The 22,428-nt window shown below is 64.9% G+C and carries 17 protein-coding genes; 5 read left to right on the forward strand and 12 right to left on the reverse strand.

The features are described from left to right. Nucleotides 1-188: 188 nt before the first annotated feature. Nucleotides 189-965, reverse strand: coding sequence for a type I methionyl aminopeptidase (gene map, locus AK81_RS23565; RefSeq protein ID WP_043203036.1), 777 nt, complete (start codon nucleotides 963-965; stop codon nucleotides 189-191). A gap of 339 nt (nucleotides 966-1,304) precedes the next feature. On the opposite strand from map, the gene AK81_RS23570 reads away from it, so the two are divergent. The 4 genes from AK81_RS23570 to pcaQ all read left to right on the forward strand — a co-directional run bounded on the left by AK81_RS23570 (nucleotide 1,305) and on the right by pcaQ (nucleotide 9,640). Continuing rightward, the gene (locus AK81_RS23570) at nucleotides 1,305-5,330 is read left to right on the forward strand and encodes a bifunctional nitrate reductase/sulfite reductase flavoprotein subunit alpha (RefSeq protein ID WP_043203038.1); all 4,026 of its coding nucleotides are present in this window, start codon (nucleotides 1,305-1,307) and stop codon (nucleotides 5,328-5,330) included. 304 nt (nucleotides 5,331-5,634) lie between these two features. After that, nucleotides 5,635-8,187, forward strand: coding sequence for a nitrite reductase large subunit NirB (gene nirB / locus AK81_RS23575; RefSeq protein WP_043203040.1), 2,553 nt, complete (start codon nucleotides 5,635-5,637; stop codon nucleotides 8,185-8,187). Then, entirely contained in the window at nucleotides 8,187-8,549 is a 363-nt protein-coding gene (gene nirD, locus AK81_RS23580) for a nitrite reductase small subunit NirD (protein ID WP_043203043.1), read from the forward strand. Before nirB ends, nirD begins: the two co-directional genes overlap by 1 nt. A gap of 158 nt (nucleotides 8,550-8,707) precedes the next feature. Beyond that, nucleotides 8,708-9,640, forward strand: coding sequence for a pca operon transcription factor PcaQ (gene pcaQ / locus AK81_RS23585; protein WP_043203044.1), 933 nt, complete (start codon nucleotides 8,708-8,710; stop codon nucleotides 9,638-9,640). On the opposite strand, the gene AK81_RS23590 is transcribed toward pcaQ, so the two are convergent. From AK81_RS23590 to AK81_RS23640, 11 genes are all read right to left on the reverse strand, one after another. Beyond that, nucleotides 9,631-10,977: a TolC family outer membrane protein gene (locus tag AK81_RS23590; RefSeq protein ID WP_043203047.1), complete on the reverse strand. Its 1,347-nt coding sequence runs from the start codon at nucleotides 10,975-10,977 to the stop codon at nucleotides 9,631-9,633. The two genes, pcaQ and AK81_RS23590, sit on opposite strands and share 10 nt — an antisense overlap. Further along, entirely contained in the window at nucleotides 10,947-12,518 is a 1,572-nt protein-coding gene (locus AK81_RS23595) for a DHA2 family efflux MFS transporter permease subunit (protein WP_043203049.1), read from the reverse strand. The genes AK81_RS23590 and AK81_RS23595 overlap by 31 nt, the downstream gene beginning before the upstream one ends. Then, entirely contained in the window at nucleotides 12,515-13,579 is a 1,065-nt protein-coding gene (locus AK81_RS23600) for an HlyD family secretion protein (protein ID WP_043203052.1), read from the reverse strand. Before AK81_RS23600 ends, AK81_RS23595 begins: the two co-directional genes overlap by 4 nt. A 73-nt stretch (nucleotides 13,580-13,652) precedes the next feature. Then, complete coding sequence (locus AK81_RS23605; protein WP_043203055.1) at nucleotides 13,653-14,453, reverse strand: DUF3050 domain-containing protein; 801 nt, start codon at nucleotides 14,451-14,453, stop codon at nucleotides 13,653-13,655. A 41-nt stretch (nucleotides 14,454-14,494) separates the two neighbouring features. Next, a complete protein-coding gene (locus AK81_RS23610; protein WP_043203058.1) occupies nucleotides 14,495-15,466 on the reverse strand; it encodes a fatty acid desaturase in 972 nt (323 codons plus the stop codon). 10 nt (nucleotides 15,467-15,476) lie between these two features. Beyond that, entirely contained in the window at nucleotides 15,477-16,304 is an 828-nt protein-coding gene (locus tag AK81_RS23615) for an SDR family NAD(P)-dependent oxidoreductase (RefSeq protein WP_043203060.1), read from the reverse strand. After that, a complete protein-coding gene (locus tag AK81_RS23620) occupies nucleotides 16,301-17,446 on the reverse strand; it encodes an isobutylamine N-hydroxylase (RefSeq protein WP_050491940.1) in 1,146 nt (381 codons plus the stop codon). The genes AK81_RS23615 and AK81_RS23620 overlap by 4 nt, the downstream gene beginning before the upstream one ends. 4 nt (nucleotides 17,447-17,450) lie before the next feature. Further along, entirely contained in the window at nucleotides 17,451-17,894 is a 444-nt protein-coding gene (locus AK81_RS23625; RefSeq protein WP_043203062.1) for a type II toxin-antitoxin system RatA family toxin, read from the reverse strand. A 9-nt stretch (nucleotides 17,895-17,903) separates the two neighbouring features. Then, entirely contained in the window at nucleotides 17,904-19,163 is a 1,260-nt protein-coding gene (locus AK81_RS23630) for an aspartate aminotransferase family protein (RefSeq protein WP_241496113.1), read from the reverse strand. Between the two features lies 1 nt (nucleotide 19,164). Next, nucleotides 19,165-20,238, reverse strand: a complete 1,074-nt coding sequence (locus AK81_RS23635; protein WP_043203063.1) for an SDR family oxidoreductase — start codon at nucleotides 20,236-20,238, stop codon at nucleotides 19,165-19,167. Nucleotides 20,239-20,439: 201 nt separating this feature from the next. After that, on the reverse strand, nucleotides 20,440-21,177 hold the full coding sequence (locus tag AK81_RS23640; RefSeq protein WP_043203065.1) for an AraC family transcriptional regulator: 738 nt from the start codon (nucleotides 21,175-21,177) through the stop codon (nucleotides 20,440-20,442). Nucleotides 21,178-21,446: 269 nt separating this feature from the next. Here AK81_RS23640 and AK81_RS23645 point away from each other — a divergent pair, with 269 nt between their 5' ends. Beyond that, nucleotides 21,447-22,211: an FKBP-type peptidyl-prolyl cis-trans isomerase gene (locus AK81_RS23645; RefSeq protein ID WP_043203067.1), complete on the forward strand. Its 765-nt coding sequence runs from the start codon at nucleotides 21,447-21,449 to the stop codon at nucleotides 22,209-22,211. The last annotated feature ends 217 nt before the right edge of the window (nucleotides 22,212-22,428 follow it).

Genomic DNA, 22,428 nt, shown 5'->3' on the forward strand with positions numbered 1-22,428 from the left:
ATTGATAGTGCGGCTAAATGCGATGCTCAAGACCGGAACGCCCTGGAAGGAGCAAATAGCTCACTCGTAGGAGCAAGCCTTGCTGGCGTTGCCCGGCACAGCCGGGCCTAGGGCGCTACGCCCCCCATCGCCGGCGAGGCCAGCTTCCACAAGAAGACAGTTGCTCCCACACGGGATTTGCTGCAGCTTCAGCTTTGGCGCTCTTCTTCCCGCAACGTCAGCACCTCGAACCCGTCCTCGGTCACCGCCACGGTATGCTCCCATTGCGCCGACAGGCTGTGGTCGCGGGTAATCACCGTCCAGCCATCCTTCAACGTGCGCGTACCGCGCCCACCCTGGTTGATCATCGGCTCGATGGTAAACACCATTCCCGGTTTCAGCTTCATGCCCATGCCGCGCTGGCCGATGTGCAGTACTTCCGGCCCTTCATGCATCTGCTGGCCGATACCATGGCCGCAATACTCGCGCACCACGCTGTAGCCCGCCGCCTCGGCATGGGCCTGGACGGCATGGCCTATATCGCCCAGCGTGGCCCCGGGGCGCACCTGTTCGATGCCTTTCCACAGCGCGTCGTAGGTGGTGTCGACGAGGCGTCGGGCTTCATCGCTGATGTGCCCGATGCTGTACATCTTCGACGAGTCGGCAATGTAGCCGCCCTGTTCCAGGGTGATGTCGACGTTGATGATCGAGCCTTCCTTCAATACTTCATCGGCATTGGGCATGCCATGGCACACCACGTGGTCCACCGAGGTATTGAGCGAGTAGGGGAAGCCGTACTGGCCCTTGCTCGCTGGCCGCGCCTTGAGCGTATTGACGATGAACGCGTCGGCACGGTCGTTGATCTGCATCGTGGTCACGCCGGGGCGGATGAAACTATCAAGGTCGGCGAAAACCTGGGCCAGCAGTTGGCCGGCGCGGCGCATCAGGTCGAGTTGGGCGGGGGTCTTGAGGATCACCTGGGACATAAGGGGAGGGCAGTTGCTCGTGCTGAAATTTGCCCCAGCATAGCGCCAGGGGGCGGGAGGTTGCCACCGCATGGTGCGTCGCCTGTGCCGGCCTCTTCGCGGGCACGCCCGCTCCCACAGGTACGGCACCGGCCTCAGGCCTTGCGATAGCCCTGTGGGAGCGGGCATGCCCGCGAAAGGGTCGGTATAGCTGGCCCATAAATTGCTGTTCTACCCTCATCTCGGGCTATCAACGTCGACAGCCTACAAAACTTCACGACAAAGGCGCCGTGTTGCCCCGCTTGCTTCAGCAAGCCGGGGCAGCCGGCGCCTTTTTGCGTTTCCCACAGGAGCCCGCCCATGGCCAACAGCGAAGTACGCAGCGTCTGCCCCTACTGCGGCGTTGGCTGCGGCATCGTCATGAGCGTTGCCGATGGCAAGGTCGTCAAGGTCAGCGGCGACAAGCAGCACCCCAGCAACTTCGGCCGGCTGTGTACCAAAGGCCTCACCGCGCACGTGCCGCTGACGGCCGCCGGCCGCCTGGAAGACGCCTATGTGCGCCAGCAGCGCAACCAGCAACCGGCGCGCACCGGCATGGACCAGGCCATCGCCGACGCCGGCAAACGCCTGCGCGGCATCATCGACCAGCACGGCCCCGACGCCGTGGCGCTGTACGTATCGGGGCAGATGTCGCTGGAGGCCCAGTACCTGGCCAACAAGCTGGCCAAAGGCTTTATCCGCACCCGCCACATCGAGTCCAACTCGCGGCTGTGCATGGCCAGTGCCGGCAGCGGCTACAAGCTGTCGCTCGGTGCTGACGGCCCACCTGGCAGCTACCAGGACTTCGAGCACGCCGACGTGTTCCTGGTGATCGGCGCCAACATGGCCGACTGCCACCCGATCCTGTTCCTGCGCCTGCTCGACCGGGTCAAGGCCGGCGCCAGGCTGATCGTCGTCGACCCACGGCGCAGCGCCACCGCCGACAAGGCCGACCTGTTCCTGCAGGTGCGCCCCGGCAGTGACATGGCCCTGCTCAATGGCCTGTTGTATCTGCTACACCGCAATGGCCACACCAACCCCGATTTCATCGCCCGCCACACCGAAGGCTGGGACGAACTGCCAGCCTTCCTCGATGACTACACGCCCGAGCGCGTGGCCGCCATCACCGGGCTGGCCGAGGCCGACATCATCAAGGCCGCCGAATGGATCGGCAGCGCCAAAAACTGGATGAGCTGCTGGACCATGGGCCTGAACCAGAGCATTCACGGTACCTGGCACAGCAACGCCATCTGCAACTTGCACCTGGCCACGGGCGCCATCTGCCGCCCCGGCAGCGGGCCGTTTTCGCTGACCGGCCAGCCCAATGCCATGGGCGGCCGTGAGATGGGCTACATGGGCCCCGGCCTGCCAGGCCAGCGTTCGGCACTGGTGGAAGGCGACCGCGCGTTTGTCGAGCAGCAGTGGCAACTGCCACCCGGCAGCCTGCGCAGCGAAGGCGGCGAGGGTACGGTGGCGCTGTTCGAGCAGATGAAAGCGGGTGAAGTAAAAGCGTGCTGGATCATCTGCAGCAACCCGGTGGCCAGCGTCGCCAACCGCCAGCAAGTGATCGATGGCCTGCGCCAGGCCGAGTTGGTGATTAGCCAGGATGCCTTTCTCGACACCGAAACCAACCGCTACGCCGACATCCTGCTGCCGGCCGCGCTGTGGGCCGAAGGCGAGGGCGTGATGATCAACAGCGAACGCAACCTCACCCTGATGCCGCGCGCCGTCGAGCCGCCAGGGCAAAGCCTGCCCGACTGGCAGATCATCGCCCGGGTGGCCTGCGCCATGGGCTACGCCGAAGCCTTCGACTACCCCGATGCCGAAGCGGTGTACGAAGAAATCCGCCGCTTCCATAACCCCGCCACCGGCTACGACCTGCGCGGTATCGGTTACCCCGAGCTGCGCCAGCAACCGCACCAGTGGCCTTGTGCGCCAGGCCGTGACAGCGACCGCAGCCCATTGCGCTACCTGAACGACGGCAGCAGCCAGGCGCTGCTGCACGATGCCCAAGGCGATTGCCCGGCGCTGGCGTTCCCCACCTCCAGTGGCAAGGCCCGCTTCTTTGCCCGGCCCTGGCTGCCGGCGCCGGAGTTGCCGGATGACGACTACCCCATGGTGCTGAACACCGGCCGCGTGCAGCACCAGTGGCACACCCTGACCAAGACCGGCAAGGTGCCGGCGCTGAACAAGCTGGAGCCTGGCCCCTTTGTCGAAGTGCACCCAGACGACGCCGCACGCCTGGGCATCGCTGAAAAAGACCAGGTGGCCATCCGCTCACGGCGCGGTCAAGCCGTGCTGCCGGCGCGAATCAGCGACCGGGTGATGCCAGGCAATTGCTTTGCACCGTTCCACTGGAACGACCTGACCGGCGAGCAACTGGCAATCAATGCCGTCACCTGCGATGCCGTCGACCCGCTGTCGCTGCAACCCGCTTTCAAACACTGCGCCGTGGCCCTGCAACGGGTTGCAGGCGAGCGTATCGACGCCCTTGACCTGAACGCTGCCATTTCGGAGCCCGCCCGCATGCCCACTGCCACCCTGTCCCGTCTGCTTGGCCTGGACACCCTGCCAACCCCGGTGCTGGCAGAAGAAGAGCGCCATTACCTGCAAGGTTTCGTGCTGGGCCTGGACCAGGCCCGCGCCGAGGGCGTGCCTAGCCTGCCGGCCAGTGCGCCACTGGCGGCCAACCGCAGGCTGTTTATCGAAGGCTTGCTGGCCGGGCTGTTCGCCCAGCCTGAGGCACTGCCCGTTGCGGCGTTGGCAACGCCACGGCATCAGGTGCTGTGGGCCTCGCAGACCGGCAACGGCGAGCAGTTGGCCGAGCGCTGTGCCGCACGCCTGCGCGGTGCCGGCCTGGATGTGCAGCTCAGTTGCATGGAGGCGGTCAGCCCGGCGCAGCTGCAGGGCGCTGCCAGCGTGGTATTGATCGCCAGCACTTTCGGCGATGGCGACGCGCCCGACAGCGCGGCGAGGTTCTGGCAGGCCTTGCAGGGCGAGGAGGGCGCCTGTTGCGCCGAACTGCCCTATGCCGTGCTGGCCTTGGGCGACTCCAGTTACGACCAGTTCTGCGGCTTTGGCCGCAAGCTCGACCAGCGCCTGGCCGAGCTGGGCGGGCGGCGCCTGTTGCAACGGGTGGACTGCGAGCCAGACTTTGACGAAGCGTTCGCAGGCTGGCTCGACGCGTTGCTGCCCTCGCTGGGCAGGGCCGCTGCGCCACAACCGGCCAGCCAACCCGCCCCCATGCCGGCCTACAGCAAACAACAACCCTGGGCCGCCGCTTTGCTGGAAAACCACCTGCTTAACGGCCCCGGTGCCAGCAAGGAAACACGGCAACTGGTGTTCGACCTGAGCGGTAGCGGCTTCAGCTATGCCGCCGGTGATGCCCTGGGCGTGTGGCCGCGCAATTGCCCGGCCCTGGTCGACGAACTGCTGGCGCTGATGCAGCTCGATGGCCTGGCCATGGTCGAGCTGAAGGGCCAGCCTGCCATGCCGCTGGCCGAAGCCCTGCACGCGCACCTGGAAATCGCCAAGGTCACCACGCAGCAACTGCAGGCCTTCGCTGGCATTACCCCGGACCTGCAGCGTCTGCTGCAGCCTGAGTGCAAGGCCGAGCTGCAGGACTGGCTGTGGGGCCGGCAGCTGGTCGATGTGCTGCGCGCCTTTCCGCAGCAGCTACCACTGGCCGACTGGCTGGACCTGCTCAAACCCTTGCAGCCGCGCCTGTACTCGATCAGCTCCAGCCCGTTGGCGCATCCCGGCCAGGTCCACCTCACCGTTTCCACCGTGCGTTACGGCGAGCGCAAGGGCGTGTGCTCGGCCTTTCTCGCCGACCGTGCACAAGCGTTGAAGGTGGCAATTTTCCCGCAGATGTCGAAGCATTTCCGGCTGCCCGAGGACGACAGCGTGCCAGTGATCATGGTCGGGCCGGGTACCGGCATTGCGCCGTTCCGGGCGTTTCTCGAAGAGCGGGAGGCGCGGGGGGCGAAGGGGGGTAACTGGCTGTTCTTTGGTGAGCAGTACGCGGCGACCGATTTCTATTACCGGGAACAGTTGCAGGCCTGGGAGGCGTCAGGGCACTTACGGCTGGACACGGCGTTCTCGCGGGACCAGGCGCAGAAGATCTATGTGCAGCAGCGCATGCTAGAGCAGGGGGCGCAGCTGTGGCAGTGGCTGGAAGCGGGGGCTTACTTCTATGTGTGTGGGGATGCGCAGCGTATGGCCAAAGATGTGGATGCGGCGTTGCGCGCGATCGTGGCTGAGCATGGCGGGATGGATGCGGCGCAGGCGGCTGACTATGTCGAAGGGTTGAGCAAGGCCAAGCGTTATCGGCGGGATGTGTACTGAGTGCACCGGGATGGGAAGTGATGCACTTGGAATGTGCACTTGCTGTGCTGGCCCTATCGCCGGCAAGCCAGCTCCCACAGGTATTTCGCAAACCTCGAAACCTGTGGCGGCCCTTGTGGGAGCTGGCTTGCCGGCGATAGGGCCAGTACAGGAAAGAGGATTGGCACAGTCCCTGCTTTACCCCAGCTACAACAAAGCCCACTGATCAACGGCGATCAACCCGGGCCCCCTACCGTGATGAATACAGGCAAAGGCGCCTGGAGCTTCGGCTCCAGGCGCTTTTTTTTTGATCGAGGATCGGCTTATGAAGGCAACAGCGAGCAGCGGGCAACGAGAGCGACTGGTCATCGTCGGCAACGGCATGGTCGGGCACCATTGCGTCGAACAACTGGTCAGCCGCGGCGCCCTGCAGCGCTTCGAGGTTCGGGTGTTTGGCGAAGAGCGCCAACGCGCCTACGACCGCGTGCACCTGTCCGAATACTTCGGCGGCAGCTGTGCCGAGACGCTGGCCCTGTGCGAGCACGATTTCTACAACGCCAACGGTGTGCACCTGCACCTGGGCGAGGCCGTGCTGGAAATCGACCGTGAGCGCTGCGAGGTAGTCACCCCCGAGGGCCGCTACGGCTACGACCAATTGGTCCTGGCTACCGGGTCCTACCCTTTCGTGCCGCCTATCGAAGGCTCCAGCGGCAATGCCCGCCTGGTCTACCGCACCCTCGACGACCTCGATGGCATCCGCGCTGCCGCAACGGGTGCCCGCCGGGGCGTGGTGGTCGGTGGTGGCCTGCTCGGCCTGGAGGCGGCCAACGCCCTCAAGTCGCTGGGCCTGGAGGCCCACGTGGTGGAATTCGCCCCACGGCTGATGCCGGTTCAGCTGGACGGCGAGGGCGGTGCCGCGCTCAAGGCGCAGATCGAAGCGCTGGGCGTTGGCGTACACCTGTCCCGTGCCACTCAGTCGATCAGCACCGGTGAAGCCTACCGCTACCGCATGAACTTCGACGGTGGCGAGCACCTGGAAGCCGACCTGATCGTGTTCTCCGCCGGTATCCGCCCACAGGATGCCCTGGGCCGTGGCTGCGGCCTGGACATCGCCGCCCGTGGTGGCGTGGTGATCGACAACCACTGCCGCAGCAGTGACCCGCGCATCTTTGCCATCGGCGAGTGCGCGTCATGGAACGGTAGCGTGTTCGGCCTGGTCGCCCCGGGCTACAGCATGGCGCGCAACTTGGCGGCGTTGCTGATGGGGGAAGCGGCGGTGGCGTTCACCGGCGCCGATATGTCGACCAAGCTCAAACTGCTGGGTGTGGATGTCGGCTCGATTGGCGATGCCCATGGCGCCACCCCTGGTTCACGCAGCTACCGCTTCATCGACGAAGCCAACAGCGCTTACCGCCGGCTGGTGGTCGACGCCAGCGGCAAGCACGTGCTCGGCGCGGTGCTGGTCGGCGACAACAGCTATTACGACACCTTGTTGCAGTACGCCCAGAACGGCATCGCCCTGCCAGCCGACCCGGCAGCGCTGATCCTGCCGCAAGGCGGTGGCGCCCCGGCCTTGGGCGCCGATGCGCTGCCCGACAGCGCGACCATCTGCTCGTGCCACAACGTCAGCAAGGGCGCGGTGTGCGCAGCCATCGACAGTGGCTGCAGCGACCTTGCTGCGGTCAAGGGCTGCACCAAGGCCGCCAGCGGTTGCGGCGGTTGCGCGGCCTTGCTCAAGCAGGTGTTCGAGCACGAACTGACCGCCCGCGGCGTGGCGGTGGACAAGAGCCTGTGCGAGCACTTCGCCTACACCCGCCAGGAGCTCTACGGGCTGGTGCGGGTTGAGGGCATCCGCACCTACAGCGAGCTGCTTGAGCGCCACGGCAAGGGCCACGTTGGTTGTGACATCTGCAAGCCGGCGGTGGGCAACATCCTCGCCTCGTGCTGGAACCAGCCGATCATGGACCCGGCGCTGGTGCCGCTGCAGGACACCAACGACACCTTCATGGCCAACATGCAGAAGAACGGCACCTACTCGGTGGTGCCGCGTATCCCGGGTGGTGAAATTACCCCCGACAAACTCATCGTCATCGGCCAGGTGGCCAAGAAATACGACTTGTACACCAAGATCACCGGCGGCCAGCGCATCGACCTGTTCGGTGCCCAGTTGCACGAACTGCCGCTGATCTGGGGCGAACTGATCGAGGCCGGCTTCGAAACCGGCCACGCCTACGGCAAGTCGACCCGCACCGTGAAGTCGTGCGTGGGCAGCACCTGGTGCCGCTACGGTGTGCAGGACAGCGTCGGCATGGCGCTGCGCCTGGAAGACCGCTACAAGGGCCTGCGCAGCCCGCACAAACTCAAGTTTGCCGTATCGGGCTGTACCCGCGAATGCGCCGAGGCGCAGAGCAAGGACATCGGCGTGATCGCCACCGACAAAGGCTGGAACCTGTACGTGTGCGGCAACGGCGGCATGCGCCCGCGCCATGCCGAGCTGTTCGCCACCGACCTGGACGACGAAACCCTGGTACGCCTGATCGACCGCGTGCTGATGTTCTACATCCGCACGGCCGACAAGCTGCAGCGCACCTCGGTGTGGCGCGAAAACCTGGAAGGCGGGCTGGACTACCTGAAGCAGGTGATCCTCGATGACAGCCTGGGCCTGGCCAGCGAGCTGGAAGCGCAGATGCAGCATGTGGTCGACCAGTATGAATGCGAGTGGGCCAACGCCCTCAACGACCCGGAGAAGCTCAAGCGCTTCCGCACCTTCGTCAATGACCGGCGTGCCGACCCGGACGTGCACTTCGTGCGCGAACGCGAACAACGCCGGCCTGCTGCGCCACTGCATCTGATCCCAACTGTCGAGGAGGCTGTCTGATGAACCTGTCCAATGCTGCTGTGAAAACCTGTGAGAACTGGCAGGCGGTGTGCCAGGCGCACGACCTGGTGGCTGACTCTGGAGTAGTGGTGTGGCTCGACGGGGCCCAGGTGGCGCTCTTCTACCTGCCGGGGCAGGCGCAGCCGCTGTATGCGGTGGACAACCGCGACCCGCGCTCCGGTGCCAATATCATCGGCCGTGGGCTGGTGGGCAGTGTGCAGGGCGAACTGGTGGTTGCGGCGCCGTTGTACAAGCAGCACTTCAGCCTGCAGAGCGGGGCGTGCCTGGAAGATGCCGGGCAGCGCCTGCGGGTGTGGCCGGTGCGCCTGAACGGTGAGGCTGTGGAACTGGCAGTAGCCTGATATTCATATACCGCCCGTACCGGCCCTTTCGCGGGCGCGCCCGCTCCCACAGGTATTGCACAGGTCTTGAAGGCTGTGCCGATCCCTGTGGGAGCGGGCGTGCCCGCGAAAGGGCCGGCACAGGTTATCTGCATGCGGCAATGCGTTAAGCTTGCTGCATGAACCTCGATACCCGCATCAAATACCGCCACCTGCTGTGCTTCCTGGAGATTGCCCGGCAGGGCAGCCTGGCCAGGGCTGCCGATGTGCTCGCGATCAGCCAGCCGGCCATCTCCAAGACCCTCAAGGAACTCGAAGACCTGCTGGAAGCGCGCCTGTTCGTGCGCAGCCGCCAGGGCGTCGAGCTGACTCCGGCTGGCACGCGTTTCATGCGTTATGCCGGGCCCAGCGTGCAGGCCCTGCGCGATGGCGTCAGCAGCTTGCGCGGCGAAGCGCGGGCGCCTTCGCAGGTGCGTATTGGCGTGCTGTCGACGGTCGAGGGCCTGCTCATGCCCGAAGTGCTGTGCCGCCTGCACCAGCGCCATGAAGCGCTGGTCATCAGTGTGGCCACCGGGGTCAGTGCGCAGTTGCTCGGCCAACTGCGCCTGGGCGAACTGGAACTGGTGGTCGGGCGCATGACCGACAGCCCGCAGATCCAGGGCCTTTCGTTCGAGCACCTGTACAGCGAGTCGATGAGCCTGGTGGTACGCCCGGGCCACCCGCTGCTGGCCGCCATGCCGGTCGAGCGCGCCCAGGTAGGGCGTTACCCGTTGGTGTTGCCGCCGGCGGGCACCACTATCCGCCAGCATGCCGACAGCCTGTTTGTGCAATGCGGCATCCAGATGCCGGCGCAGCGCCTGGAAACCCTGTCGTTGGCCCTGAGCCGGCGCTACCTGCTGGGCAGCGATGGCCTGTGGGTGGCGCCGCGCGATGCTGTGTTGCTCGACCTGCGCCGTGGCGAACTGGTCGAGCTTGACCTGGGTGTGCGCGAGCCCGGCGGCTCGGTCGGCATCTGTCGCAATGCCGCCCTGCCGCAGAGCCTGCCGGGGCAGTGGGTGTGCGAGGTGCTGCGCGAGGTGGCAGGGCAATACCGCGAGGGCGCCTACCCTTGAACCCGCGCGGTCAGCAGGGCACTGAGGGCTTTGAGGTTGTCGTCGCTGAGGCTGCCGCTGGCCGCCATCAGGCGTAACTGAGCCTGCAGGATGGCGTAGCGCTGGCGGGCCAGTTGCAGGCGGGTGCGGGTCAGCTGCTGCTCGGCATCCAGCACGTCGTTGCTGATGCGTGCGCCCGCCTCGAAGGCATGCGTGGTGATACGCAAGTCACTCTGGCTAGAGCGCAAGGCCTGTTGCAAGGCCTGGTACTGGCTGATGCCGCCTGTCAGGTTGAGGTAGGCCTGGCGGGCCATGAAGTCGGCCTCGCGGCGGGCATCTTCCAGCTCATCCTCTGCGGCGCCCTGCAGGGCGCGGGCTTCGCGGGTGCGGCTCTGGGTGCCGCCGCCGGCATACAGGGGCACGCTGAGTTGTACGCCAACCACCGTCTGGGTGTACTTCTCCTCGGGCACGGTCACGTCGTACAGGCTGCCACCGACCGAGGCAAAACGGCCATGCGCGGCCACCAGATCAAGGGTGGGCAGGTGCCCGGCCTGTTGCTTGTCCACTTCCTGCTCGGCGATCAGTTGGCGTACTTCGGCGGCCTGCACCTTGAGGTTGTGCTGGCGGGCCTGGTCAGTCCAGGCATCCAGCCGGGCCGGCTGCGGACCGCTGAATGCCACCTGGTCATCAAGCCTGGCCAGCTCGCCGGCGGTGCTGCCGGTCAGCCGGGCCAATGCCTGCTGGTTGAGGCGCAAGGTATTGCCGGCGGCAATATGCTCGGCCTGCGCCAGGTCGTAGCGGGCCTGGATACGCTGCACCTCGTTTTCGGTACCCGAACCCTCGCGGCGGAAACGCTGCGCTTTGTCCAGTTGCTGACCAAGGGTGTTCACCTGCTGGCGGCTGGTGGCCAACTGGTCTTCGGCCAGCAACAGCTCGAAGTAGGCATCGGCCACGCGCAGCATCAGGTCCTGGCGGGCAGCGAGCAGGTCGATTTCGCCAGCCGTGGCCAGGGCCTTGCCCTGTTCGTGGCCGATGACGTTCTGCCAGCGCAGCAGCGGCTGGATCAACACCAGCGCGTAGGCATTGGAATTGTCACGGTTGCGGCTGGCAGCGCCGCTGTGCTCTCGGTCGACCCAGGCCGCGCCGCTTTCCAGGGACAGGTGTGGCAACAACGTGGCCAGGCCCTGCGGGGCCTTTTGCGCCGCTGCCAACTGGCGTTGCTGGGCAGCGGAGTAGGCCATGTCATGCCCCAGGGCCTGCTGGTAAGACTGGTACAGGTCGAGGGCCTGGACCGGGCTGGCGCAGAACAGTGTCAGCACCAGCAGCGCTAGGCGGATTCGTGTGCATTGTCCGAACACGTTACGGACTCCTTTGCAAGTGAGGGCTTGGGTTGGCGGGGGTTGCGCATCAGCAGCACCATGGGCACGCCAATCAGCATCACAGCACCGAGCAGGCCGAAGAGCATGCTGAAACCGAGCATCTGGGCCTGTTCTCGCGCCTGGATGAAGGCCAGCACGGCGTTGGCCTGGTCGGCGCCGAGCAGGTCGGTGGAGAGCCGGCGCGGGTCGAGGTTGGCCAGGTCCCAGCCGCTGATGAGCAGGCGGTTTTCGTCGACATGCTCGGCGAGCTGGCGGTAGCGTGCCCAGGAGAAACGCGTGAGCAAGGTGGCGGCGATGGCGATACCGACACTGCCACCCAGCTGGCGCATCAGGTTGAGCACGCCGGAGCCGACCGAGATCAGCTGGGCCGGCAGTTGGCGCATGGCCAGGTTGGTCAGTGGCACGAAGATCATGCCCAGGCCGAAGCCACGGATGATCAGCGGCCAGTACAGGGTGTCGGGGTTGCTTTGCAGGGTGAACTGGGTGTGCAGGTACATGGCGTAGCCGTAGACCAGGATGCCCACGCAAATGAAGTAGCGCTCATCGATGCGGTTGTCCTGCGAAAGCTTGCCGATCACCAGGGTACTGACCGCACTGGCCAGGGCCCCGGGGAAGATCACCAGGCCGCTCTGGTAGGCGCTTTGTTCCAGCAGCGTCTGCAGCAGCAGCGGTACCATGAACAGCGTGCTGTACAAGCCGAAACCAACGCAGAAGGCGCACACCGAACCGAGCAGGAACTCGCGGTTGTTGAACAGCGCCAGGTTGACGATGGGGTTGGCTACCCGCCGCTCCCAGTAGCAGAAACCCAGCAGGCCAAGCAGCGCCAGTGCCAGGCACAGCAGGCTCAGGTCCGACTCCAGCCAGTCCCAGTGCTCGCCACGTTCCAGCAGGATCTGCAAGCTGCCGACACCGACGGCGAGCAGCACGAAGCCCAGGTAATCGATGCTTTGCGGGCGCCGTTCGTTGGGCGAATCGTCCACGCATAGCCAGGCCAGCAGCAGGGCCAGCGCACCAATCGGCAGGTTGATCAGGAAGATCCAGTGCCAGGAAAACTCATCGATCAGGTAACCCCCCACCGACGGGCCAATGGTGGGCCCCATCATCACGCCGACGCCATACAAGGCCATGCCGGCACTGACCTTTTCCTTGGGGAACACGTCGTAGATGATCGCCTGCGAAATGCCCAGCAAACCACCCCCGGCCAGGCCTTGAATGACGCGCCAGAACACCATCTGCCACAGCTCCTGCGACAGCGCGCAACCAAGCGAGGCCAGCACGAACAGCGCCGACGACACCAGGTAGTAGCGGCGCCGGCCAAACCAGGCCGACAGCCAGCCACTGGCCGGCAGGATCACTACGTTGGCGACGATGTAGCCGGTGGAGACCCAGGAGATTTCGTCGACTGAAGCGCCAAAGCTGCCCATCAGGCTGGGGATGGCGACGTTGACGATGGTCACGTCCAGCAGTTCCATCATCGAGATCAGGGTGACCGTCACGGCCACCAGCCACGGCGACTTCATAGTGGCTGGCCGCTGTCGCGGGTATCAACCTCGACGAAAACGCTCATGCCCTGGCTAAGCGCCTGCTGCATGGCGGTGGGCAACTGGCGGAACTCGATGCGCGCCTGGACACGTTGCACCACCTTGGTGAAGTTGCCCGTGGCGTTTTCCTGCGGCAGCAGCGAAAACCGTGCGCCGGTGGCCGGCACCAGGCTGTGCACCACGCCGTCGAACTGCTTCCCGGGAAAGGCATCGACGCTGATGCGTGCCGGTTGGCCGACGCGCACACGGCCGATCTGGGTTTCCTTGAAGTTGGCCACCACCCACATGCGCTCGGTGGTGACCAGGCTCAGCAACTTTTGCCCGGCCACCACGAACTGCCCGGGTTGCACATCCTTGTGCACGATCACGCCGCCCTGGGGTGAACCCTGCCGGGTGTCCTGCAGTTCGAGGCGGGCCAGGGCCAAGGCCGATTCGGCTGCCTTGATCCGGTACTCCTCGACCTTCAGTGCCGCCTGGTTGGCCAAGGTGCCTTCACGGGCCGCCTTGGAGTTGTCGCGGGCCGCCTGCAACTGGTGGTTCAAGGCATTGAAGCGGGCACGCGCGGTTTCCAGGTCCTGGGTGCTGACTACCCCTTGTTCGGCCAGCCGCTGGGTGCGCTGGTAGTCGCTGCGGGCCTGCTCGACGTTGGCTACCAGCTGGCCGATGGTGGCCTGTGCCGCCTGGCTGCGCGCCGCAGCGCTGCGTACCTGGCTGTCCATCAGGCCGGGCATGCCGCCTTGCCCGGTGGCCACCAGCGCGCCCAGGTAATTGGCCCGGGCCTGTTCGACCCTTTGCTGGTATTCGTCCTCACGCACCTGGAACAGCAGGTCGCCCTTGTTCACCCGTGAGTTCTCGTTCACCGGCACTTGTACCACCACGCCGCTAAGCCGTGCCCGAATGGGAATGATCACGCCTTCCACTTCGGCGTTGTCGGTGCTGACGTACTGCCTCGCGTATTGCCAGCGTTGCAGCCCCAGCACTGCCAGGCCTGCAATGACCAGCGCCGATACTGCCAACTTGGCGTACTTGCCTTTCACCATGTCACACGCTCTCGTCCTTGTCGTTGTGGGCCATCAGCCCTTGCCTGCGGCGGGCGCAGGCAAGGGCTGATGCTCAGCTGGCTACCGCTTCGCAGGTGGCCTGCGCGGTCGCGGTAGCGCGCTGGTGCAACTGCTCCAGTACGCCATCCCACAGCACTGTGCGGGCTACCAGCGCGTCGCCGGCGCTTTTCGCCAGGGCCTGCTGTTGCGCCGGTTCGCTGACGATCTCGGCGATGATGCGTTTGGCCGCGGGGCCGTGATCGTCGCCGTCCATCTCGATGTGGCGCTTGAGGTAGTAGGTGAGCATCGGCACGCTGGCCTCGTCGATTGCCCAGCGCTGCAGCAGGCCGCCGAACATGTCCGGGATGATGTCTTCGCGGCCGAAGAAGAAGTACGCCAGCACCTGCTCGGTAGTGCCGTGCAAGGCAACGTCCAGGGTCTTGCTGACGAACACCTTGGCCGGCAACGGGATGTCGACATGGGTCAACGCCTGGGCCAGGGGCACGCCCGCTTGCAGCAGGCCCTGGAACTGGCGGAACGGACCGGTGTTGGCGCCAATCTCGTCCATGGCGCTGAGGTACAGGTCGAGGTGGCTGATGAAGCCGCCGCCAGGGTGTTCGTCGGTTTCTTCGCCGGTGACGATCTCGTTGATCAGCCGCGCGGCAATGATGTGCCGTGGCGGCAGCCAAGGCAGGCTGACGCAGGTCAGGTCGCGCTGGATGCGTTTGAGCAGGGTCATGAAATCCCACACGGCAAAGACGTGGTTCTCCATCAGCAGGCGCACGTCATCCAGGGTGCTGATACGGGCGAACAGCGGGTGTGCCAGCAGGGTGCGGCGCTCGTTTTCAATCAGTTCATCTACGTCAAAAGACATACTCGGTTCCTTGAGTGTGTAGGTTGCTCACCGGGCCTGAATCACTGCCCGGAGGGGCCGGGCGGTGGCATCGCTTGCCAGGCCCCGGCGTACGGGAAACGTGCCTTGCAGTAGCGCAAGGCGCCGAAGAAACGCGGTTCGAGCAGCGCCTGACGGCCTTCATACCAACCGCTGTCGAGCAGTTGGCGGTGCAGGCGCGGCAGGCGCCAGCACGGTACCCGCGGGTACAGGTGGTGCTCCAGGTGGTAGTTGGAGCCCAGGTGCAGCAGGGTGCTCATGCGGGCTGTGCGTGAGCGGGCCACCGGCAGCGCAACGCTGGCTTCGAAGGCATGCTCCTGATAAGCGTTGAGGGCAGAAATCAGCAACGCCAGCAGCAGGCAACCGGCCACGGCGGGCAGCAGCAGCGGCCACTTCGCCGCCAGCAGCAGCCACAGCGCCGGCCACAACAGCTGGCACACCAGGTTGGTTCTGGCCAGCAAGCGGATCTGCGGGTCCGGCAAAGGCAGCGCGCCGCTGACCTTGGCGCCGGGCAGTGCCAGGCGTACGGTTTGCAGCAGATACCAGGCGGTGGCATGCAGGCGCGATACCAGCAGCCGGCTCAGCGCCAGGCGGTAGCGCCGCAGCAGGCGCCAGTCCGGGTCCTTGGGGCCCCCGTTGTGGCGATGGTGCTGCCAGTGGTCGACAAAGTAGCCGGTGACGCAGAAGCCCGTGAGCATCGAGCTCAGCAGTACCGCCAGCAGGCAGCTGTACAGGCGGTTGTCGCTGAGGTTGAAGTGGAAACCTTCATGGCCGAGGATCCCCTGCAGGAACAGGCCATAGCCCGCCAGCAGTAGCAGCGGCAATACCAGCGGCCATGCCTGCGGTGCCTGTTCGAGGGTGGCCACCAGCAGCGCCAGCGGCGCGGCGAACAGCAGCAACGCATAGCCGACCACCAAGGTGGTTTCCAGCGCCGACGGCTTGAGCAGGCTGCGCTCCGGGCGTAGCGAAGGTTTGTCCAGTGCCAGTTGCGTCATCGGCCTGGCCTCAGTCGATCAGTTCGGGCTTGAGCGACAGCTGCCCGGCCTTGCTCAGGCTGCGCAGGCGCAAGCTGATAAAGGCATCGACCAGGCTCGGCAGCCAGCGTGCGGTGTACATTGCCACGCTGCCCAGGAAGGTCAGGCCGCGGTTGCGCAAGCCATGCTGGGTGCAGGCCCGTACCAGGCCATTGCTGGCGTCATCGAGTTTTTCCTCCAGCGACAGCAGCACGCGCTCGCCGCGCTTGAAGCTGACCAGGCGCTTGACCGACAGGCCGACCCGTTCAGCCGGGGCGTGAATGGCGGTGTCGATGAAGCCAGGGAACACCGTGACCACGTCCAGTTGCCCGGGATATTGCATGCGCAGCACATCCGAATAGGCGCTCATGGCCCGCTTGCTGGTGGCATAGGCGGCGACGTAGGGCGCGTTGACCAGGGCAAACAGCGAAGACACGTTGACCACCTTGCCGCGCTTGCGCAGCAGCGCCGGCAAGAACCGCGAAGTCAGCTGCCAGGGCGCCAGCAGGTTGACTTCCAGGGCGTGGCGCACGTCATCGTTGACCCCCGTTTCGCCCCGTTCAAGGGTCAGTACACCGGCATTGTTGACCAGGATATCGATGTCGCCGAAGCGTTCGAGAATAGAGGCGGCGGCTTCATCCAGGCGTTCCCGGTCGCACAGGTCGAGCAGGTAGTAGGCATCGAAGTTGAGTGCCGTGTCTGGTTCGAGCCGGTCGATGCCGATCACCGTTGCCCCTTGGCGCTTTAGCTTGCGCGCGGTTTCCAGGCCCAGGCCGCGTGCAGCGCCGGTAATGACGACGATCTTGTTGAGCAATTTCACAGGGTGACTCCATTGGCAATGCTGAAGGTGGCGCCTTGCAGGTAGCAGTCGAGGTTGGCCGTCATGCTGAAACGCCCGGGAGGGTGGAACTGCAGGCCACGGGTACTGGCCAGCCAGTCGCAGCCCAGGTTCGAGCGAATGAAGGCCAGGCCGCCGAGCATCTGGTGGGCCAGGTCGGAGGCGCTGGCCAAGTGCTGTTCGATGCCGTAGCGGGTCAGCAGCAGGCGCGCCAGCAAGTCATCGGCGTTGCCTTGCACCTGATCGACTTCGTGGGCCAGGCCCTCCAGCGCACTCAGGCACAGTTGCAGTTGGCAAGCCAGCTGCACGCGCTGCTGGTCGCTCCAGCGGCGCTCGTCGATCGCCCGTTCCACCAGGCCCATGCAGGCCCCCAGGTAGCTGGCGCTGATCAGTAGCTCGAACCAGATGAAACCGATGGTCTGCACGTCGCCCAGCTGCGATTTCAGCCCGGCGGAGAAGATCATCTTGTCGCTGACGTAGACATCGTCCAGGCGCAGTTCCAGGCTCTGTGTCGCGGCCAGGGCGCTGTTGCCCCAGAACGGGTGGTGGCTGATGCCGGGTGCCGTGGCGGGGATCAGCGCGATCATCAGTTCTTCACCGTGCTCGCTGGCGCGGCTGTAGCTGGCGGTCAGCAGGTCCATCGAACTGCTCAGGCTGCACGGTTGCTTGCTGCCGCTCAGGCGTACGCCGTCGGCCAGTTGCACAGCCTCCATGCCGGCATCAAGGATGCCGCCACCGGGCACGCCTTCGGCGAAGCCCGAGGCCAGCAGCAGGCGCTGCTGGGCGATGGCCGACAACAGCAGGCCTTCGGCGCCTGCGCCATTGCCGGCCACTGTTACCAGGCTGGCCACGGAAAACTGGTGCATGGTGCTGGCCACGGCCAGCGACGGCGACAAGGCACCGAGGGCGAGCTGCACGTGCAGCGCTTCGCGTGCGTTGGCGCCCAGGCCACCTCCGGCCTTGGGCACCAGCAGGGCTACCGGGCCGGTGTGCTTGAACCAGTCCACCACTGGGCTGCCTGCGGCTTCGCGCTCTTCGAATGGCAGTTCCGTCAGCAGCTTGGCAAAGTCCGGGGCGAAGCGTTGCAGGGTTTCCCTGGCGTTGTGCAGGAGTGACAAAGGCATGGCATCAATCCTTGATCTGGCTGTTCGGGAACAGGCCATGGATGATGGCGCTGATGTTGTCGCGGATCGCTTGACGGGCGACTGGGTCGAGCATGTCGGCCAGCATCGGCAGGCCCAGGTCGAAGCAGGAGCGGAAGGCAATGCTGGCGCCTTCGGCGGTGTCGCTGACTTGCCAGGAGCCTGAAAAGTGATCGATGTCGCCAGCGGTCTGGCGGAAATGGATCTGCAGGTTGGCCGGGTCGAACAGGTCTCGTTCCTGCCATTTGAGAATGCCGCTGTGGAAGTTCACCTCCCAGTTGCTCAGCACCTCGTGCTCATGGATCGATTCGATCTCGATGTTGCGCACCGACTCGCACAACTGCGGGTAAACGCTGAAGTTGCTGATGGCGGCGTAGACCTGTTCGGCACTCTGGCTGGGAACATGGGCGTTCAGGCTGACTTCTTTCATTTCGGTGTCCTATTCAAAGGTACGGGCAAGGGCGCGCGCGAAACCGCCGAGCAGCCATTCAACGTCGCTGTCGCTGTACAGGGCTGGCGGTGTCAGGCGGATTACCCGGTGATCGTTGAGCGAATGATTGATCACGATGCGTTGGTCGATCAGGTGCATGACCATGTTTGCCGCCAGCCCGGCATCGGCGAACTCCAGCCCCAGCAACAGGCCGGCGCTGCGTAGCTGTACCTCGGCACCACGCGGGTGTTGCCCTAGCACACTTTGCAGGCCCAGCTGCAGGCGTTGCCCCAGGTCGGCGGCACGCGTCACCAGCTGTTCGCGCTGCATCACCTGCAAGGTCGCCATCACTGCTGCCATGGCCAGCGGGTTGGCGCCGAAGGTGGAGGTGTGCATCAATGGATTGCGATTGAGCGGTGCCTGCAGGTCGGCCGTGCACACCATGGCGCTGACCGGCACGCAGCCACCGGACAGGCTTTTGCCGACCAGCAGGATGTCCGGTGCCACGCCCTCGTGGTCGCAGGCCCACCAGCGCCCGGTACGGCCCATGCCAGACTGGATTTCATCGGCAATCAGTACCGCGCCGTACTGGTCGCACAGTGTGCGCACCTGCTGCAGGTAGCCAGCCGCCGGCACGATTACTCCGGCTTCGGCCTGCACCGGCTCGAGGATCACGCAGGCCCGCTCGGGTTGCGCCTGCAACTGCCGGCGCAGCGCCTCGGCATCACCGAATGGCACGAAGTGGGTGTGCCCCAGGCGGTCGTCGAACGGCGAGCGATACAGTTCACGTCCGGTCACCGCCAGCGCACCAAGGGTCTTGCCGTGATAGCCACCCTGGGTCGAGATCACCTGCTGGCAGCCGTTCAGCCAGGCCAGCTTCAGTGCAGCCTCTGTGGCTTCGGTGCCCGAGTTGCAGAAGTACACGTACTGCAGCGGGGCGGGGCATAGCGCAGCCAGGGCTGCGGCGGCCCGGGCCTGGAACGGGTTCAGCATCAGCTTGCTGGCCATCGGGTGGCTGTGCAGCTGTCGGCTGACCTGTTCGACCACCTGCGGGTGCGAGTGACCGAGCAGAAATACGCCGTAACCACCGGCATCCAGATAGCGGTTGCCGTCCATGTCGAACAGGTAGACGCCTTCACCTGCCACCTCAATCGGCAGGTTCATCATCGAGGCCAGGCGTGCATAGCCGGCATTCACATGGTCACGGTATTGCGTCCGTACCCGCTCGGCGTCGAGTCCTTCGGGCAGGGGAGTGAAGCTGTTCATCATCTCAGGCCTCCATGGCCAGTTCGCCACGGCTTTCACCCGCTGCCGGAATCTTCAACATGCGTTGCATGGCCGAAAGCTTGGGTGACAGGCGCGCCAGGGTCAGGGCCAGTTCCTGGCGCGGGGAACGCATGGCCAGGTGCTGGGCCGGCAACAGTTGCTCCAGCGAACTGGGCAGCGGCTGCAGCAGACTGGCGTAGCGGCACAGTTGGGTGGCGCGGCCCAGGGCTGCGCGGATGTTCTCTTCAAGGGCCGGCAGGAACACCGGGCGCACCAGGCGTTCGTAGATGTCCGGGTTCATGCAGCGCGGACGCTGGAAAGGCTTGCCCTGATCGTGCATTTCGGCGCACATGAGGTCGAGCAGGGTACGGATATCCAGCGCCTGCGGGCCATTGCTGAGGAAGTAGTCGTCGCCGATCAGGCGCTGGTCCAGGGCGCTGGCAATGCCGGCCGCCGCCACGTCGCGAGCGATCACGTCGACCCGCCCGTCCTCCGGGCACGGGATGATCGGCAGGTAGCCCGACATCATCAGCCCCATGGTCAGGTGAAACCCTTGCAGCATGGGCATGTGGCCGCTGTGGCTGTCGCCGATGATGATCGACGGGCGGAAGATCGACACCGGTACGCCCGCATCACGCACCAGGCTTTCGGCCTGGCGCTTGACCACTTCGTACGGGGTAGAAGGCATCACCCCCGGGTGGTAGTCACACGGGTGGGTGAAGGCGGTACTGATGTGGTACAGCGGTACATCGGCGTCGCGGACAAACTCCAGCACCTGCTCGGTGCCTTGGTAATTGACCGAGAACACTGCTTCGGCATGGCCATCGAGGCGGGTGATGGCCGCGCAGTGGATGACCCAGTCGACCCGCTTGGTCAGCGCCAGGTAGTCCGCGCTGGACAGGCCCAGATGCGGTTGGCAGATATCACCGCGCACTGTCTCGACCCCAGGGTGGCGGATGCTGCTGCGACGGGTCAGGCAAACGAGGTGATAGCGGTCGGCCAGTTGGTCGATCAGGGTATCGCCCAGTACGCCGGCACCGCCGGTAAGGAAAACGGTCAGCCGCGAGGGTCCTGACATTGGCTAGCACTCCTTGCTCGCTAGGTTGATGAAGTGGCATCGGCCATGGCGCCCGTCTGCCTGGCAGCCGCAATGGGGCCAAGGACCGGAACGATTAAAAAAGCCGACCTGTGTGCCCTGGGTTCAGGGACGGCCGGCAAGCAGCCCTGCGCCTGGTGGTGGAGACCCCGGCTGGCGCGGGCTGGAGGGAATGATGGCGATTTAGAACTGTGGATTCTTGAACGAATCGCTTGTATTGCGCAGCACGATGGCGACGCGGCTGGGCGACATGCCGACCATGCGTCGCATCATGCGGGTGAGGTGGGCCTGGTCAGCGAAACCCCCGGCCATGGCGGCATCGCTGAGGCTGGCATCGTGGGCGAGGGCATGGCAGGCACGTTCGAGCTTGCGCCAGATGATCCACTGCGACAGTGGCACGCCCATCTGGTGCGTGGCGAAAAATCGCAGGCGCGGGCTGGACAGGCCCACTGCGTTGGCTGCGCGTGATACCGCGCCGATGCCGGCCCAGTCCTGGCGCAGCAGGTGCAGGGCGTTGGACAGGCGCGGGTCGAAGCTTTCGGGGGGCACCAGCTTGAGTTCCAGCGCCGCCACCACCTCGTGGAAGTCGGCGGCCTGGCGCACGCAATCGACAATATCCTGGCTGACTGCAGCCTTGCCGCTGTCGTCGAGCAAGGCCTTCAGCGCACGGCCCAGTGGCGCATCCGGATAGAAATAGAGAAAGGCAACGCGGTCAGGGTTGGGCAGCGAACGATGGTCGACGGAAGGCCCGATCAAAACCCCGGGCGCGGTGAGGACCTGCTTGCCGAACTCCACGGTAATGTCGTAGCGCAGGCCGATGCACAGTTGGATGGCGACGTGGGCATGGGCAGCAGTCTGGTCGGTATTGCCGGTGTAGCCCAGCCAGTAATCACCGAAGGTGACTGCTCCATCCCATCTCATCGTGCGTCCCTGAAGCCCGTTCTAGATAGCCTGGCCGCCCCGGCTCGGTATCCTGAAAGCGGCAGATGATAGCGTTATGGTATATCTTGGTCGATACAAAACGTAACGAATGATCTTTTGCACTTTTTAAGGCTTTCCCACCGCGGGCAAGGCTGTGGAACTAATCCCTGTTTGCTGGTTCTTATGCCGGTAGCCATGGGTTGGGGACGCCTGATAAGCTCGCGGCTTCTACCCTGATTGCCCTTATGGCGCATGAACAAGGAAAACACATGAAACAGCATCGTTTGGCGGCTGCGGTTGCCCTGGTAGGCCTGGTACTGGCTGGCTGTGATCAACAGGCCAGCAGCCCCGAGCTGAAGACTCCGGCGCAAAAAGCCTCCTACGGTATCGGCCTGAACATGGGCAAGAGCCTGGCTCAGGAAGGCATGGAAGACCTTGATTCGAAATCGGTCGCCCTCGGCATCGAAGACGCCGTTGGCAAGAAAGAACAACGCATCAAGGACGAAGAGCTGGTAGAGGCTTTCACCGCCCTGCAGAAACGCGCCGAGGAGCGCCTGGCCAAGGCCAGCGAAGAAGCCGCCTCCGCCGGCAAGAAGTTCCTCGAAGAAAACGCCAAGAAGCCAGGCGTGGTCACCACTGCCTCGGGCTTGCAGTACGAAGTGGTCAAGAAAGCTGATGGCCCGCAGCCCAAGCCGACCGACGTGGTCACTGTCCACTACGAAGGCAAGCTGACCGATGGCAAGGTGTTCGACAGCTCTGTCGAGCGTGGCAGCCCGATCGACCTGCCGGTAAGCGGTGTGATCCCGGGTTGGGTCGAAGGCTTGCAGCTGATGCACGTTGGCGAGAAGTACAAACTGTTCATCCCGGCTGAACTGGCCTACGGCGCACAAAGCCCAAGCCCGCTGATCCCGGCCAACTCGGTACTGGTGTTCGACCTGGAACTGATCGCCATCAAGGATCCGGCCCAGCTGCAAGGCGGCGAGCCGCAAGCCGAGGCTCCAGCTGAAGCGCCTGCTGAGGCACCTGCCAAGTAACACTGGCTGGTACTTGCAAAACGCCCCGTCCTGACGGGGCGTTTTCGTTTGTGGCGATTGGACGAACCTGCAACAACTGATACTGTCCGAGGAAATGCAGCTAGTAGATGTAGGATGTTTCTGGCGCAAATCGTTTGCGGCCAGGTACCCACGGCTTGAAACGGTTGTGTAAAAAACGCCCGATCTGACCGTGGCCCTTGCCTGGCAGGCACCTGGG

This window comes from Pseudomonas putida W15Oct28 (genome assembly GCF_000708715.2).
Classification (GTDB): Bacteria; Pseudomonadota; Gammaproteobacteria; order Pseudomonadales; family Pseudomonadaceae; genus Aquipseudomonas; species Aquipseudomonas putida_R.